At 60.6% G+C, this 15,790-nt stretch carries 13 protein-coding genes and 1 pseudogene; 6 read left to right on the forward strand and 8 right to left on the reverse strand.

Annotation, left to right across the window (positions count from 1 at the left end; genetic code table 11):
- Positions 1-14: 14 nt before the first annotated feature.
- From CAF87_RS28315 to CAF87_RS28340, 6 genes and pseudogenes are all read right to left on the reverse strand, one after another.
- A pseudogene (locus tag CAF87_RS28315) lies at positions 15-302 on the reverse strand (LysE family translocator); the annotation flags it as partial.
- Between the two features lie 300 nt (positions 303-602).
- Entirely contained in the window at positions 603-1,109 is a 507-nt protein-coding gene (gene msrA / locus CAF87_RS28320; protein ID WP_085733968.1) for a peptide-methionine (S)-S-oxide reductase MsrA, read from the reverse strand.
- 121 nt (positions 1,110-1,230) lie between these two features.
- Positions 1,231-1,791, reverse strand: coding sequence for a fasciclin domain-containing protein (locus tag CAF87_RS28325; RefSeq protein ID WP_085733967.1), 561 nt, complete (start codon positions 1,789-1,791; stop codon positions 1,231-1,233).
- A gap of 133 nt (positions 1,792-1,924) precedes the next feature.
- The gene (locus CAF87_RS28330; RefSeq protein ID WP_085733966.1) at positions 1,925-2,380 is read right to left on the reverse strand and encodes a VOC family protein; all 456 of its coding nucleotides are present in this window, start codon (positions 2,378-2,380) and stop codon (positions 1,925-1,927) included.
- A gap of 75 nt (positions 2,381-2,455) precedes the next feature.
- On the reverse strand, positions 2,456-4,660 hold the full coding sequence (locus tag CAF87_RS28335; RefSeq protein ID WP_085733965.1) for an OsmC domain/YcaO domain-containing protein: 2,205 nt from the start codon (positions 4,658-4,660) through the stop codon (positions 2,456-2,458).
- Positions 4,661-4,764: 104 nt separating this feature from the next.
- Positions 4,765-5,694: a LysR family transcriptional regulator gene (locus CAF87_RS28340; protein WP_256576068.1), complete on the reverse strand. Its 930-nt coding sequence runs from the start codon at positions 5,692-5,694 to the stop codon at positions 4,765-4,767.
- Positions 5,695-5,780: 86 nt separating this feature from the next.
- On the opposite strand from CAF87_RS28340, the gene CAF87_RS28345 reads away from it, so the two are divergent.
- From CAF87_RS28345 to CAF87_RS28370, 6 genes are all read left to right on the forward strand, one after another.
- Positions 5,781-7,748, forward strand: coding sequence for an alkyl/aryl-sulfatase (locus CAF87_RS28345; protein WP_085733963.1), 1,968 nt, complete (start codon positions 5,781-5,783; stop codon positions 7,746-7,748).
- Positions 7,749-7,870: 122 nt separating this feature from the next.
- Positions 7,871-8,740 carry a GyrI-like domain-containing protein gene (locus CAF87_RS28350; protein WP_085733962.1) on the forward strand — a complete coding sequence of 290 codons (870 nt, stop codon included), beginning with the start codon at positions 7,871-7,873 and terminating at the stop codon, positions 8,738-8,740.
- Between the two features lie 90 nt (positions 8,741-8,830).
- On the forward strand, positions 8,831-9,595 hold the full coding sequence (locus CAF87_RS28355) for a hypothetical protein (RefSeq protein ID WP_085733961.1): 765 nt from the start codon (positions 8,831-8,833) through the stop codon (positions 9,593-9,595).
- 28 nt (positions 9,596-9,623) lie between these two features.
- Positions 9,624-10,061: a hypothetical protein gene (locus CAF87_RS28360; protein ID WP_085733960.1), complete on the forward strand. Its 438-nt coding sequence runs from the start codon at positions 9,624-9,626 to the stop codon at positions 10,059-10,061.
- Positions 10,062-10,147: 86 nt separating this feature from the next.
- Positions 10,148-10,813: a response regulator transcription factor gene (locus CAF87_RS28365; protein WP_085733959.1), complete on the forward strand. Its 666-nt coding sequence runs from the start codon at positions 10,148-10,150 to the stop codon at positions 10,811-10,813.
- Complete coding sequence (locus tag CAF87_RS28370) at positions 10,789-12,138, forward strand: ATP-binding protein (protein ID WP_085733958.1); 1,350 nt, start codon at positions 10,789-10,791, stop codon at positions 12,136-12,138. The genes CAF87_RS28365 and CAF87_RS28370 overlap by 25 nt, the downstream gene beginning before the upstream one ends.
- Positions 12,139-12,152: 14 nt before the next feature.
- Here the strand turns inward: CAF87_RS28370 and CAF87_RS28375 are convergent, their stop codons facing one another.
- Positions 12,153-13,994, reverse strand: coding sequence for a potassium transporter Kup (locus tag CAF87_RS28375; protein ID WP_085733957.1), 1,842 nt, complete (start codon positions 13,992-13,994; stop codon positions 12,153-12,155).
- 500 nt (positions 13,995-14,494) lie between these two features.
- A complete protein-coding gene (locus CAF87_RS28380) occupies positions 14,495-15,745 on the reverse strand; it encodes a cytosine permease (RefSeq protein ID WP_256576067.1) in 1,251 nt (416 codons plus the stop codon).
- Positions 15,746-15,790: the final 45 nt, after the last annotated feature.

Genomic DNA, 15,790 nt, shown 5'->3' on the forward strand with positions numbered 1-15,790 from the left:
ATAGAGGCTGCCCCTCAGGCAGCCTGCCGGCGCATGGTCAGGATCGCTGCGCCGAAGCCGATGAACGTCGACCCCACCACCCGGCTGACCCAACGGGAAAAAGCCGGACGGGTCGACACGCCTTTGGCCCGGGATGCGAGCGCAGCGTAAAGCGTCAGGGACGTCACCGACAGCGCCATGAAAATCGACGTCAGGATCAGGAACTGTGGCAACAGCGTCGCGCCCTGGTCGATGCAATGCGGGAACAGCGCAGTGAAAAACATCGTCGCCTTGGGATTTACGCAAGCACGCAGGAAAACTGCCCCTTTGGACAAGATGCGGGATAGCTATCTTGTGCCAGAATCCGCTCTTTGAAATGCCCTGTAATCAATCCACAACTGACGCAGACATTTCAGTTTATGACCGCTGCAGATCGTCATGGCCCGGCAACACGATCGCGTCAGCCTTTGGTGAAAGTATCTTCCCGAACAAAGTCTTGAAACCCGGCGCTCGGCACGCTCTGCGCCTGAGCGACATAAGGCCGCATATCGAACAAAAAAGAACCGGTCTGTTTTTCATAAAAACAGACCGGTTTTCCTTTTTCACAAGGTTGCTACTGAATCTCAGGCCCGTTTTGGAAGCTTCCAGTTCGGGCGTATGAAGTGGCAGGTGTAGCCATTCGGAATCCTCTCCAGGTAATCCTGGTGCTCCGGCTCCGCCTCCCAGAACGGCCCGGCCGGTTCGATTTCGGTCACCACTCGCCCTGGCCACAAGCGGGAAGCATCGACATCGGCAGCAGTTTCTTCAGCGACATCGCGTTGCTGTTCGTTGAGGTAATAGATCGCCGAACGATAGCTGGGACCAATGTCATTGCCCTGACGGTTGGGCGTGGTGGGATCATGGATCTGAAAGAAGAACTCCAGGATCTGCCGATAGCTGATAACGGCAGGATCGAAGACAATTTCGATGGCTTCAGCATGGTTGCCATGATTACGGTAGGTGGCATTCGGCACATCGCCACCGGAATAACCGACGCGCGTCTGCAGGACGCCGGGGTAACGCCGCAGCAGATCCTGCATGCCCCAGAAGCAGCCGCCGGCGAGGATGGCAGTTTCGGTTTGGCTGGTCATGGTCTGTCCTTCCCCTCGGGGATGTTGGAGGTAACCCTTGTTATGAGGGCACACTGGCCAATTCCAAGCCCCTTATTGGGGACAGATTTATTTAAAAATAGATCTGTCCCCAATAAAAAGACTACTTCGGCATCAGCACCGTATCCACTACATGAATCACACCATTGGACTGCATCACGTCCGCAATGGTGATCGCTGCCTTCGCGCCTTTGGCGTCCACCACCCACAATTTGCCGTCGTGCAGCATGACGGTCAGGGATTCGCCCTGAACGGTTTTGAGCATGACTTTGCCGCCGTGCATCTTGGCGTCATCCATCAGTTGTTTTGCCGTGTGAGTGCCGGCAATGACGTGGTAGGTGAGGATCGTGGTCAGGTCGGCCTTGTGCTCCGGTTTGACGAGCGTATCGACGGTGCCGGCGGGCAACTTGGCGAAGGCTTCATTGGTCGGCGCGAAGACCGTGAACGGCCCCTTGCTGTTGAGGGTGTCAACCAGCCCGGCCGCCTTGACCGCTGCAACGAGCGTCGTGTGATCCTTCGAGTTGACGGCGTTTTCAACGATGGTCTTGTTCGGGTACATGGCTGCACCGCCGACCATCACGGAGTCAGCGGCAAAACTCGATCCTGCGCCAAGGCAGAGCAATGTGAAGCAGGCAATGGCAATGCGTTTGATGAGCGAGTGCATGGTGTGTCTCCTGAATTCTTCGCCCCTCCGAATGAGGGTGCTGAATGTACGGAGCAGGCGCGCAATCGGATGCATCACGGACTTCAATAGGGACAGATTCATCATGAAAATAAATCTGTCCCCATTAAAAAACTCAGGCAAATGCAGATGTGATGAACGCCTCCAGCGTCTGCTCTTCAAGAATTTCGATAGAAAAATGTCCGAAGCGCTTGGGCAGCCAGATGATGCGTGTCCCGGACGGTGATTGCAGGTTGGCGCGCTCCAATGGCTGTCCGTTTTCGTCTTCGGGCTGCACGCCGGCGACTACCAGTTCGTCATAGGCTTTCTCGATGTCCGGCGTCGAATAGCAATGGCGATAGATCATCCCCTCCCCCGACGAATCCAGCAGCTCCTTGAGGTTGCCCGCCAATGGCTGGACCAGCATGAAACGCTCCTGGCCGATCAGCGCAACCGCATAGCGAACGTGCAGACCGCCCCGCCCCCAGACGAGGGTTCTGGAGATTCTGGCTTTCAGGATCTGCGCGTAGTAGGCGAAGGCTTCTTCGAGGTTGTTGACCAGTACATCGACGTGACTGAACTTCAGATCCATTGCAGAGCTCCTGACTGATAGCTGACCATTAAAAACAAAAAAAGCACCCGGAGGTGCTTTTTGTTGTCAGCGCGGTCAGCGAACCGAAGCCGTCACATTGGCCCGGGCCGTGTGCAGTTTCTTGTAGCTGTCGATCAGTCGCAGATGGCGGTCGAGACCTTCCAGCTTCATGCTGGTCGGCGTCAAGCCGTAGAAGCGTACGCTGCCGTCCACCGAGCCGATCGCGGCGTCCATCCGCTCGTTGCCGAACATGCGGCGGAAGTTGGCTTCGTAGTCGGCCAGCTCCAGGTCTTCGTCCAATTGCATCTCCAGCACCCCGTTGACGGCCTGATAGAACAGACCGCGCTCGACGGTGTTGTCGTTGTACTGAAGGAACATCTCCACCGCTTCTTTAGCCTCCTCGACTTGTCCCAGGGCGAGCCAGATCAGCAGTTTCAGTTCCAGGATCGTCAGTTGACCCCACACGGTGTTGTCGTCGAACTCGATGCCGATCAGCGTGGTGATGTCGGTGTAGTCGTCCAGTTCGCTTTCCACCAGACGCTCGACCAGGGACTGGAGTTCCTCTTCGTTCAAGCGATGCAGGTTGAGGATGTCTTCGCGGAAGAACAGCGCCTTGTTGGTGTTGTCCCAGATCAGGTCGTCCACCGGGTAGATTTCCGAGTAATCCGGCACCAGGATGCGGCAAGCAGTGGCGCCGATGTGCTCGTACACCGCCATGTACGATTCCTTGCCCATGCCCTTGAGGATGCCGAACAGAGTTTCGGCCTCTTCGACGTTGGAGTTTTCACCCTGGCCGGTGAAGTCCCACTCTACGAACTCGTATTCCGCCTGAGCACTGAAGAAGCGCCACGACACCACGCCGCTGGAGTCGATGAAATGCTCAACGAAGTTGTTCGGTTCAGTGACCGCCTGCCCTTCGAAGGTCGGCTGCGGCAGATCGTTCAGGCCTTCGAAGCTGCGGCCTTGCAACAACTCGGTCAGGCTGCGCTCCAGCGCCACTTCGAAGCTCGGGTGTGCGCCGAACGAAGCGAACACACCGCCGGTGCGCGGGTTCATCAGCGTGACGCACATCACCGGGAATTCGCCGCCCAGCGACGCATCCTTCACCAGCACCGGGAAACCCTGGGCTTCCAGGCCTTGAATGCCGGCCATGATCGCCGGGTACTTGGCCAATACTTCCTGCGGCACGTCCGGCAACGCGAATTCACCTTCGATGATTTCGCGCTTCACCGCACGCTCGAAGATTTCCGACAGGCACTGCACCTGGGCTTCGGCCAGGGTGTTGCCGGCGCTCATGCCGTTGCTCAGGTACAGGTTTTCGATCAGGTTCGACGGGAAGTACACCACCTCGCCGTCCGACTGACGCACGAACGGCAGCGAAACGATGCCGCGCTCTTCATTGCCCGAGTTGGTGTCGATCAGGTGCGAACCGCGCAGCTCGCCGTCGCGGTTGTAGATCTTCAGGCAGTACGGATCGAGGATTTCGCTCGGCAGCTCGTCATTGCTGCCCGGCTTGAACCAGCGCTCGTCCGGATAGTGCACGAACGGCGCATTGGCCAGGTCCAGACCCCAGAACTGATCGTTGTAGAAGAAGTTGCAGTTCAGGCGCTCGATGAACTCGCCCAATGCCGACGCCAGCGCGCCTTCCTTGGTCGAGCCTTTGCCGTTGGTGAAACACATCGGCGAGTGCGCGTCGCGAATGTGCAGCGACCACACATTGGGCACGATGTTGCGCCAAGAGGCGATTTCGATCTTCATGCCGAGGTCGGCGAGGATGCCCGACATGTTGGCGATGGTCTGCTCCAGCGGCAGATCCTTGCCCGGAATGTAGGTACTCGCGCTGGAGTTCGCGCCCGGCATCAGCAAGGCCTGGGCGTCGGCGTCGAGGTTTTCCACTTCTTCAATGACGAACTCGGGACCGGCCTGCACCACCTTCTTCACGGTGCAGCGGTCGATGGAGCGCAGGATGCCCTGGCGGTCCTTGTCGGAGATGTCTGCCGGCAACTCGACCTGAATCTTGAAGATCTGGTTGTAGCGGTTCTCCGGGTCAACGATGTTGTTCTGCGACAGGCGGATGTTATCGGTCGGGATATTGCGGGTTTCGCAATACAGCTTCACGAAGTACGCCGCACACAGCGCCGACGAAGCCAGGAAGTAGTCGAACGGACCCGGTGCCGAGCCGTCGCCCTTGTAGCGGATCGGTTGGTCGGCCACCACCGTGAAGTCGTCGAACTTGGCTTCAAGTCGAAGGTTGTCGAGAAAGTTGACCTTGATTTCCATGGGGAACTACCAGAATAGCGAGCTGAACAGAATGGCCGCCATTATCCGGTTTTTGAGCGGGAAGTCTTGTGCTTTGGCGTTTTGGCCGCCGACCGGAGCGCCGGTCAGGTCGAGATATTGCGTTGCACCATCTCGTCGACGATGGCGTCGATCACGCAGCGAGCGGTCGGTGACAGGCTTCTGTTGGGCAGGCTGACGACACCGATTTCGGAGTGCAATCCGGGCCGGTCCACGACCTGCAATTCGATCAGATTGCCGCTGTGCAGGTCTTCCGCCACGGCGCCGTGAATCACGCCGAGGATGGTATCGGTCGAGCAAGCCACCGTCCTGAGCAACGCCACATCGTCGCACTCCAGCGCAAGCGGCAAGGCCTGGCGAGCGGAAATGCCCAGGGTATGCGCAGTCTCCTCCTTCACCACGGCCGGCAGGCGCGTCGTGGCGATGCCGTACTTTTCCAGGTCTCTCATCGTCACCAGGCGCCCGGCCAACGGGTGTTGTGGCCGGACGAAGAACCCCGCCGAGGCCTGTCCCAGCGAACGGATCAGCAGATCGGTGGCGGCCGAGAAGTTGCGAATGTCCGCGACGAAAAACTCGATCGTTTCATCCCGCAAACGGGCTTCAAGAATCTGCCAGTTATTGATCTCTACCCGCAGGCTGACTTGCGGATATTCCCGGCGCAACCGAGGCACCACCTGATGCATCAACATCGCCGCCGGAAACGGCCCGACGCCGAACGCGAGATTGCCGAGCCGGCCATCGCCGTAAAGCGCCAGGTCCCGCTCCAGCGAGCGTGCATCGAACAGCAACCGTCGCGCCCGCTCGATCAGAAACTCCCCTGCCGGCGTCGGGCGCACGTCGCCGCTGTCCCGATCGAACAGGCGTTGGCCGGTTTCGCTTTCAAGCGCCTGGATGCTGCGGCTCAGGGCCGGCTGGCTCAGGTGCACGCGTTCGGCAGCGCGGCCGAAATGGCGTTCATCGGCAAGGGCCAGCAGGTGTGTCAGTCGTTTGAGGTCCATCTGGCCGATGCTAGCCACGCATTGTCCGGATGTAAACAATGCATTGGATACATCGCGCCTGGCTCCCTACTCTCTGATAAATCGATCATCGGAGAACAACAAGAATGAGACCGACCTTTCACACACTGATTGCCCTGACGCTGGTTTCCCTCGCCGGCTGTGACAAACCACCCAGCGTTGCCAGCGGCGAAGCGACGCCCGCCACTGCGGCGGTGATAGAGGCATCAATCAAGGGCCTGGACCTCAACGACACTCGGGACATGACTGACGCCCAGCGCGGATTCGTCGCCCGCCCGACAGGCCAGATCCTCGGCTCCGACGGCTCTGTGCTGATCGATTTCGATGCGTTCAGATTCGTCGAAGGCAAGGCGCCCGCGACCGTCAATCCGAGCCTTTGGCGCCACGCAATGCTCAATGCCCAGATCGGTCTGTTCAAAGTCACCGACGGCATCTACCAGTTGCGCGGCTTCGACATCGCCAACATGACGCTGATCGAGGGCCAGACCGGGTGGATCGTGGTCGATCCACTAACCTCGAAGGAAACCGCCGCCGCTGCCCTCGCCTTTGCCCGCGAGCAACTCGGCGCCAAGCCCGTTACCGCCGTTATCTTCACCCATGACCACGCCGACCACTTCGGCGGAGTACTGGGCATCACCTCGGTCGCCGAAGTGGCCGAGCGCAAGATTCCCGTGGTGGCCCCTGTCGGTTTCATGGAGGAAGCCACCAGCGAAAACGTGTTGGCGGGACCTGCGATGTCGCGCCGTTCGATGTATCAGTTCGGCAAGAACCTGGCGCCGGGCGCCACCGGCATGGTGGATACCGGGCTGGGCAAAAACGTCGCCTACGGCAGCATCGGCATTCTGGCGCCGACGCAGATCATCGATCAGCCGACGCAGGAACTGGTGATCGACGGAGTGACCTTCGTGTTCCACAACATTCCCGGCGCTGAGGCCCCGGCCGAGCTGACTTTCTCCATCCCCGAACGCAAAGCCTACGGCGGTGCCGAGCTGCTGGCGCAGACCATGCACAATCTGTTGCCGATCCGTGGTGCCAAGGTGCGCGACGCGTTGCTCTGGTCCGACTACGCCCAGGTCGCCCTCGATGAACTGGGCGACACCGAAGTCTATTTCGGCCAGCACAACTGGCCGATCTGGGGCAATGAGCGAATCCGCGAGTTCATCACCAAGCACCGCGACGTCTACAAGTATATGCACGACCAGACCGTGCGACTGATGAATGCCGGCTACACGCCCGACGAGATCGCCGAGAAGATCCAGTTGCCCGACTCGCTAGCCTCGTACTTCGGCACCCGCGGCTATTACGGCGACGTGCGACACAACGTCAAGGCGATCTACCAGATGTACCTCGGCGCCTACGATGGCAACCCGGCGCATCTGAACCCGCTGCCTCCCAGAGAGTCCGCCAGGCGCTACGTCGAGTTGATGGGCGGCAGCGCCAAAGTGCTCGAAGCCGCACGCGTGGCCTATGACAAAGGCGAATACCGCTGGGTGGCCGAGCTGCTGGATCAAGCCGTCCTCGACCAGCCCGGCGACAAGGCCGCCAAGGAACTGCTGGCCAGGACCTATGAACAGCTGGGTTATCAGTCGGAATCGGCCACCTGGCGCAACAGCTACCTGACCGCCGCCCAGGAACTGCGCAACGGCCCGCCGGAAAAAGGCGTGCGCCGCTCGGATCTCATCGAGCTGATGAAGCAGACGCCCACCGAACGCTTCCTCGAAGCCATGGCCGCCAGCCTCAACGGCCCGGCCGCCGACGGCAAGAACTGGACCTTCAACCTGCAACTGACCGATACGAAGGAATCGTTCGTGCTGTGGATCGAGAACGCCGTGCTGCACTATCGCCGGGGCGCACCGGCCAGCAATGCCAACGCCACGTTGAGCGTCACCAAGGATCTTTTTGTGCAACTGCTGGGCGGTACGGCGGGGTTCAAGGACGCGCTCACCTCCAAAGACTTGAAAGTCGATGGCAGCACGGTGGATCTGGTGAGATTCCTTGGATTGCTGGAGAAAGCCCCGGGCAACTTTGCAATCGTCGCTCAGGCGCGCGATTGATACGTACAGGGTGGTTCGGATGTAATGCCTGAAGAGGTCAAACCCTGAGCAAGTCCGGCTAGGTATCTGTACGCCACTTTCGACGATTCTAGGGCCGACCGTTACTTCAGGAGCTTCACTCCGTGCCAGACGCACCGACGCAAACTGCCTACGCGAAGCGCTTCACCGTCGTACTCGCCTACATCGACGCCAATCTTGAGGGCGATCTGTCGGTGAAAGCGCTGAGCCAGGTAGCGAACTTTTCCGAGTTCCACTTTCACCGGCAGTTCACGGGATACGTCGGCGTGCCCGTCTCGCGCTATGTGCAGTTGATGCGCCTGCGCCGTGCCGCGCACCGTTTGAGCACCCTGCCCGACCATTCGGTGATGGAAGCCACGCTCGACGCGGGGTTCGAAAGTCCCGAAGCGTTTTCCAGGGCATTCAAGCGAGCCTTCGGCACTTCGCCGGGGGCATTTCGCAAGGCTCCGGACTGGAGCGTCTGGCACACGGTCTTCGCCATACCTCACTTTTCAAGGAGCATTACCATGCAGGTACGAATCGTCGACTTCCCCGGAGTCCAGGTCGCGGCGCTCGATCACCGTGGGCCACCAGGCCTCGTCAATCAAAGCGTGCAACGCTTCATCCAGTGGCGACAGCAGAGCGGGCAGTCGCCGGTGGCATCGAGCCGCACCTTCGGGATTCCTTACGGCAACCCTGACACGACGCCGCCAGAGGATTTTCATTTCGCGATCTGCGGCGAAATCCGTGAAGCGGTGGCGTCGAATGAATTCAATGTCCGCGAGCTGAACATTCCTGCCGGCCGCTGCGCAGTGGTGCGTCACACAGGTTCCACCGATCACATCGGTGAAACCATCTACCCGGTCTACCGTGACTGGCTGCCCGCCAGCGGCGAAGAACTGCGCGATCACCCGCTGTTTTTCGAGTACTTGAGCATCAGTCCCGAGATCCCGCAGGATCAGTGGCAAACGGATATTTACGTGCCGCTGCGCTGACAATCGCGCGCCCCTCAGGCTCAGCTAAGTTTCACTGGATACCTTCTCTCCTGCGCACATTCAGCGCTGCTCAGGAGAGGCCATCCACCCATGAAACCCGCCATAGCCGACTGGCTCAACAAAGTGCCCGAAGTGACGCTGTCCTTCTGGGTGATCAAGATCCTGTCCACGACCGTGGGTGAAACCGGTGCCGACTTTCTGGCCGTCGACGCCGGTTTCGGCGCCGGCCCGACCAGCCTCGGCATGGCCGCGCTGCTGGCCATCGCGCTGTTCACCCAGTTGCGTACCAAGGCCTACACCCCCTGGATCTACTGGCTGACCGTGGTGCTGGTGAGCATCGTCGGCACGCAGATCACCGACATCCTGACCGACATGCTGGACGTCAGCCTCTACACCAGCACGGCGGTGTTCTCTGTGTTGCTGGTGGTGAATTTCCTGATCTGGTACCGGACCGAACGCAGCCTGTCGATCCGCGAAATCGTCACCCCGCGCCGGGAGCTGTTCTATTGGGCCACGGTGCTCTGCACCTTTGCCCTAGGCACCGCCGCCGGCGACCTGGCCACTGAAGCACTGGGCCTAGGCTTCACCGTCGGCGCAGTGATTTTCGGCGCGTTGATCGCGGCCACCCTGATCGCCTGGCGTCTGGGGGCCAACACCGTACTGACGTTCTGGATCGCCTACATCCTGACGCGCCCCTTCGGCGCGTCCCTCGGCGACCTGCTGACGCAGGCCAAGACCTACGGCGGCCTAGGCATGGGCGCGACCTGGACCAGCGCGATTTTCCTCTGCGTCATCGTCCTGCTGGTCACCGTCGCGCAGATCAGCGTCGGCAATCGCAAAGCCATCGCTCAGTAAACCTTCAGACTTTCATCAAGGAATCATCATGCGCCAGATTCAAAACCTCATTCGTCACGTTGCCATCGTCTCGTCCATCTGCCTGCTGAGCATTGCTGCCGGCTGCTCGAAACCGGCGGACAAACCTGCTGCAAACGCCGCTGCAGGAGCCGTCAGCACACAAGGCCAGGCCGCCTCCAAACTGGGTGATCTGTCCGAGTTCCGCAACATCGCCGCCGACGTCGCTGCCCTGGTCGATAAAAACGATCTGCCCGGCGCCAAGGCCCGGATCAAGGATCTGGAAACCGCCTGGGACTCGGCCGAAGCCGGGATCAAACCCCGTGCCGCCGGCGACTGGCACATGCTGGACAAGGCCATCGACCGCTCGCTCGACACCTTGCGCGCCAGCGCCCCGCAGCAGAAAGACTGCAAGGCGCGGATGGACGAATTGCTCAAGGCCTTCGACTCGCTGAAGGGCAACGCCTGATCCGGGGCCGGACAAACCCTGGCACAGATGCTTCAATACAAGCGCGACGGCCCTGCCCGTCGCGCTATTTTTTTGGAGAGCGGGTCATGCGGATATTACTGGTCGAAGACGATCCGATGATCGGCGATGCCATCCAGGGCGCCCTCAACGACGCCAGCTACGCCACCGACTGGGTGAAGAACGGCCTCACCGCACTGGCCACGCTGGACACCCAGCATTACGACCTGGTGCTGCTGGACCTCGGCCTGCCCGGCAAGGACGGACTGGACGTGCTCGACAGCATTCGCGCTAGCAACAACCCGGTGCCGTTGCTGATCATCACCGCCCGGGACGGCCTCGACGATCGCCTGCGCGGCCTCGATGGCGGTGCTGACGATTACCTGCTCAAGCCTTTTGACATGGCCGAGTTACTGGCGCGGATGCGCGCAGTATTGCGGCGCAAGGGCGGGACTGCGTTGTCCTTGCTCGACAACGGCGTGGTGTCCCTCGATCTGGTCTCCAAACAAGCCTCAACCGCCGACAACCCGGACGTGCAGTTGTCCAGTCGCGAATTCGCCCTGTTGCAGGCCCTGTTGATCCGGCCTGGGGCAATCCTCTCGCGCAGTGAACTGGAAGACCGGCTCTATGGCTGGGGCAATGAAGTGGAAAGCAACGCGGTGGAGTTTCTGATTCACGCCCTGCGACGCAAACTCGGCAGTCACGTCATCAAGAACGTCAGGGGAATGGGATGGATGGTTTCAAAAGGCGCCTGAGGGATTCGGTGCAACTGCGGCTGTCGCTCACCCTGTCGCTGGCGATTCTGGTCGTTGCGCTGCTGGCCGCGGCGTTTGCGTTCGTTTCGGCGCTGGACGAGGCCCACGAAATGCAGGATGAAACCTTGCGTCAGGTGGCGGCCCTGTACGACCGCCAGCAAATGACCCTGCACTACCCCGCCGCTCAGGCCGTGGACGACGACAACGAAGAATCCAGGGTCATCGTGCAATACCTGGCCGACGGCAGCCAAGCGGACGGCAATGACGACGCCCTGTTGCCACTGCCCTTCCCCACCACACTGCCCGACGGCCTGTCGACCTTGAAGGTGACCGGCGAAGACTTTCGCGTGCTGGTCAGAACCACCGCCCGTGGCGAACGCATCGTCGTCGCCCAGGAAACCGGCGTGCGCGACAAGGAGGCCCGCGAAAGCGCCTGGCGCAGCCTGCTGCCGTTCCTGATTCTGTTTCCGGTGCTGTTGCTGGTGGTGGGCGATCTGGTGCGCAAGATGTTCCGCCCCATCGCCACGCTCTCGGCCGATATCGACCAGCGTGACGAACAGGCCCTGCACCCGGTGGACGAAAGCCATGTGCCGAGCGAGATCCGGCCGTTTGTGGTGGCCATCAACCGCTTGCTCGGTCGCGTCGCCCAGTCCGTGGACAACCAGAGGCGTTTTGTCGCCGATGCTGCCCACGAACTGCGCTCGCCGATGACTGCCCTGTCCCTGCAAGCCGAACGACTGGCCGCCACGCAAATGCCGGCCGCCGCCCGCGAACGCCTGTTGCCGCTGTCCCGGGGCATAGAGCGCAGCCGAAACCTGATCGATCAATTGCTGAGCCTGGCTGCCGCGCAGTCGAGTTCAAATGCAGCGCCGACCCGCGTTTCAGTCCTGCACATTTACCGTCGGATTCTGGAAGACCTGCTGCCGCTGGCGGACCGCAAGAATATCGATATCGGCGTCAAGAGCAGCGAGGATGTGCAGGTCAGCATCAATGAAACCGACCTGCTGATCCTGATCCGCAACCTGGTGGACAACGCCATCCGCTACACCCCGCCCGGCGGGCGTATCGACCTCTCGGTCAAGCGCGAGCAAGCGGCGGTCGTCCTGCAAGTCAGCGACACCGGCCCCGGGATTGCCGTGGAAGAACAGGCGCGCGTCTTCGACCCGTTCTACCGCAGCCTGGGCACCGATGAGTCGGGCTCGGGGCTGGGGCTGTCCATCGTCAAGGCGATTGCCGATCGCACGGGGCTCAAGGTTGATCTGGGGTTTACCGACGTCATCGAGCGCAGCGGTCTGTGTGTCACCGTCAGAATCGAGCAGCCCTGAGCCGCATCCCGGCCTTACATTTCGACCTGCGCGCCCAGCTCGATCACCCGATTCAACGGCAACTTGAAGTACTTCAGGTTGCTGTTGGCATTCTTGAGCAGGAACGCGAACAGATACTCGCGCCACTTGGCCATGCCGATACGCTTGGTCGGGATGACCGTTTCACGACTGAGGAAGTACGTGGTGCGCATCGGACTGAAATCCAGTTCGGCCAGGTGGCAAAGGCTCAGCGCCATTGGCACATCCGGTTCCTCGGTAAAACCGAAATGCAGGTTGACCCGGAAGAAGCCGTCGCCATAGGACTCGACTTCAAAGCGACGATCCACTGGCACTCGCGGGCTGTCGTCGGACACCACGGTCAACAGCACCACCTGCTCGTGCAGTACCTGGTTATGCAACAGGTTGTGCAGCAGCGCGTGGGGAACGGCGTCGGCCCGCGCCGTCAGGAACACCGCCGTGCCCTGCACCCGATGAGGCGGTTGCGCACGAATGCTGCTGATAAACAACGGCAGTGGCAGCGCGGTTTCATCGAGCCGCTCGACGATGATCTTGCGTCCGCGCTTCCAGGTCGTCATCAGGATGAACAGGCCGATGCCGGCGATCACCGGAAACGCACCGCCCTGCAGGATCTTCGGCGCGTTGGCCGCGAAGTACAGGCTGTCAACCAACAGAAAACCGAATAGCATCGGGATCGCCAGCCAGCGCGGCGTCTTCCACAGCAACAACACCACGGCGGCGGACAGCAGCGTGGTAATCAACATGGTGCCCGTCACCGCCACGCCATAAGCGGCAGCCAGGGCGCTGGAGGATTCGAAACCGATCACCAGCAGCACCACACCGACCATCAACGCCCAGTTGACCGTGCCGATGTAGATCTGGCCCTGCTCCTGGCTTGAGGTGTGCTGGATGAACATGCGCGGAACGTAGCCCAGCTGGATGGCCTGGCGCGTCAGGGAGAACGCACCGGAAATCACCGCTTGCGAAGCAATGATCGTCGCCAGCGTCGACAGCGCGACCATCGGCAGCAACGCCCATTCCGGGGCCAGCAGATAGAACGGGTTACGCACCGCTTCCGGGTTGCCGAGGATCAACGCGCCCTGACCAAAATAATTCAGGACCAGGCCGGGCAGGACCAGCATGAACCAGGCGCGGGCAATCGGTTTGCGACCGAAATGGCCCATGTCGGCGTACAACGCTTCCGCACCGGTCAGCGACAGGACAACCGCGCCGAGGATCGCCACGCCCATGCCCGGATGGGCCGTAAAGAAGCGCACCGCCCAGATCGGGTTCAGCGCCTGCAACACCTCGGGGCGCTGCAAAATGCCGTAGATCCCAAGCGCGCCCAACACCACGAACCACAGCACCATGACCGGGCCGAACAGGATGCCGATCCGCGCCGTGCCGTGTTTCTGGATCAGAAACAGCGCCACCAGCACCACCACCGACAGCGGTACCACCCAGTGCTCGATGCCATCGAACGCCAGCTCCAGCCCTTCTACCGCGGAGAGCACCGAGATCGCCGGAGTGATCATGCTGTCGCCGTAGAACAGCGCCGCACCGAACAGACCGAGCAACACCAGCACTTTGCTCAAGTGCGGGTAAGGCGCCGACGCGCGACGGGCCAATGCCGTCAACGCCATGATGCCGCCCTCACCCTGGTTGTTGGCCCGCAGGATGAACAGCACGTACTTGATCGAGACCACCCAGATCAACGACCAGAAAACCAGCGACAGAATGCCCAGCACACCGTCGTGATTGAGTTGCACGCTGTAGTGGCCGGAAAACACTTCTTTGAGGGTGTAGAGGGGGCTGGTGCCGATATCCCCGTAAACCACACCGACAGCGGCCACCAGCATGGCTGCGCCCGAGGTCTTGGTTGGGGAATTTTCGTTGGTTTTACTCAAGGGTCGCGGCTCTCGAACGGCGGGAAGTAGTGGCATGCCATCCTTGGGCAATACACGGACCGGAGCCTTCAGGAATACAAGGCTCAGGTGCGGTCAAAAAAACGCGGCCAGTATCGATGCGAACCCAATCCTCCACCGTAAAGAATGCGTAAAAAATCGACCTGACCCGAGCCGTTACGCAGGTTTTTAGAGTCGGCTGATTGTTATGGCTGATGGCATAATCGCCAGCAGTTCATAACAGGGGCGCATCAATTTCCGTTGAAAGCTACGACCTGCTCGCGATCTTTTCGGCGGTGGCGCAAGAGCGCAGCTTCACCCGTGCGGCGGCGATGCAAACTACCCTTCGAAGATTGATTGATAAACAGCACTAATTGGATAGCACTGATATCAGAATCACATAAGTGTGCACTCGCGACGCTGGCCCGCCGTCGAGCGGGCCAACGCTGATCCTCTCAACTTGCCCTCTGCCCTACCCACCGATGCCGATAGGCAAGCCCGGCCTGCAAGCCGAACGCGAGCACCACCGTCGCCGGCGCAGAAAAACTGCCGGGAACACCGCCCGTCCACATCAGCAACAACCCCAGTGCCGTGGCAGCGAACCACGCCATCAGGCCGACCGGGTTGAACGCCGGGCTGCGTTCAAGTGCACCCTCGTCATTGCTGCCATAGACAATCTGCGCCAATGCCACACCGACCCAGGCGACCACAAAAATGCCCTGATACGCCAATGCCTTGAGCAAGTAGGAAAACACGTCAGCGAGCATCAAGCCGTACACGATTACCCCGACCACCACTGCCCACAGCAGGTACGAACCGCGTATGCCGAAACGACCGAAGAATGCCTGCATGTTGAGGGTCGCCAGATAGTAGTTGGCGGTGTTGATCCGGGTTTGCGTGGCCCAGACGAACAGCAGGCCCCACAGCCCCATCAACTGAAGAATTGCCATTACCACAGAGACTTCGTTCAGCGCGCCTTCATGGGGAATACTGCTGACCAGATAGATGCCTGCCGCGCCGTTGAGCAGAAACGTCACGGCATAAAACGGCATGCCGAAGTTCCAGCGCCCATGATACTGAGCGTCCTGCGGCTTGCCGAAACGGGCGTAGTCGAAGGTGAACAGCATCAGGATCCAGACGCCCATGTAGGCCACAAAGCAATCCCACCAGCCGAAGGTCGCAGGGGTTTCCGGGCCGAAATCGAGCCATTGCGGCTGGTAACCATAACGGCTGATCGACAGCCCGACCGCCACCAGCAAACCGCCCAGGTACACCGGCAACAACACGCCGTTGAGCTTGTCCAGCCAGTGCTGCACGCTACCCAGAATCATCGGCACGCTGTACAGCACCACCAGCAGGGCAGCCAGTGGATAGACCAGTTCCGGATACAGATGATTGAGCGCCACAGCGATCACCGACCCTTCGAACACGGCGTAGTAAATCGCCGTCGAAAAGAAAATCAGCGTGGCCAGGCATGCCCCGGTCCGGCCGAACAACACGCTTGAAAACAACGCGACCGACCAGCCGCTGCGCATGGCGAAACGGCTGAGAACGCTGTTCACCAGCCCATAACTGATCACCGACAGCACCATCCCGATCAGCGCATTGCGTGCGCCGAAAGACAAGGCCAGCGAAGCGCCGACCACGATGTAGAACATGGCGCTGCACACGGCCCACCAGGCCATGGTCAGAGACAGTCGGCCCATGCGGGCTTCGGCGGGAACAGGATGATGGGCCGGATCTTGCCCGGT

This window comes from Pseudomonas sp. R38(2017) (assembly GCF_002112395.1).
GTDB lineage: Bacteria > Pseudomonadota > Gammaproteobacteria > Pseudomonadales > Pseudomonadaceae > Aquipseudomonas.

Bases quoted from the DNA above. Each gene is read 5' to 3' on its own strand.
- msrA (WP_085733968.1), bottom strand. From the start codon at position 1,109: ATGACCAGCCAAACCGAAACTGCCATCCTCGCCGGCGGCTGCTTCTGG.
- CAF87_RS28325 (WP_085733967.1), bottom strand. From the start codon at position 1,791: ATGCACTCGCTCATCAAACGCATTGCCATTGCCTGCTTCACATTGCTC.
- CAF87_RS28330 (WP_085733966.1), bottom strand. From the start codon at position 2,380: ATGGATCTGAAGTTCAGTCACGTCGATGTACTGGTCAACAACCTCGAA.
- CAF87_RS28335 (WP_085733965.1), bottom strand. From the start codon at position 4,660: ATGGAAATCAAGGTCAACTTTCTCGACAACCTTCGACTTGAAGCCAAG.
- CAF87_RS28345 (WP_085733963.1), top strand. From the start codon at position 5,781: ATGAGACCGACCTTTCACACACTGATTGCCCTGACGCTGGTTTCCCTC.
- CAF87_RS28355 (WP_085733961.1), top strand. From the start codon at position 8,831: ATGAAACCCGCCATAGCCGACTGGCTCAACAAAGTGCCCGAAGTGACG.
- CAF87_RS28360 (WP_085733960.1), top strand. From the start codon at position 9,624: ATGCGCCAGATTCAAAACCTCATTCGTCACGTTGCCATCGTCTCGTCC.
- CAF87_RS28365 (WP_085733959.1), top strand. From the start codon at position 10,148: ATGCGGATATTACTGGTCGAAGACGATCCGATGATCGGCGATGCCATC.
- CAF87_RS28370 (WP_085733958.1), top strand. From the start codon at position 10,789: ATGGATGGTTTCAAAAGGCGCCTGAGGGATTCGGTGCAACTGCGGCTG.
- CAF87_RS28375 (WP_085733957.1), bottom strand. From the start codon at position 13,994: ATGCTGGTGGCCGCTGTCGGTGTGGTTTACGGGGATATCGGCACCAGC.
- CAF87_RS28380 (WP_256576067.1), bottom strand. From the start codon at position 15,745: ATGGGCCGACTGTCTCTGACCATGGCCTGGTGGGCCGTGTGCAGCGCC.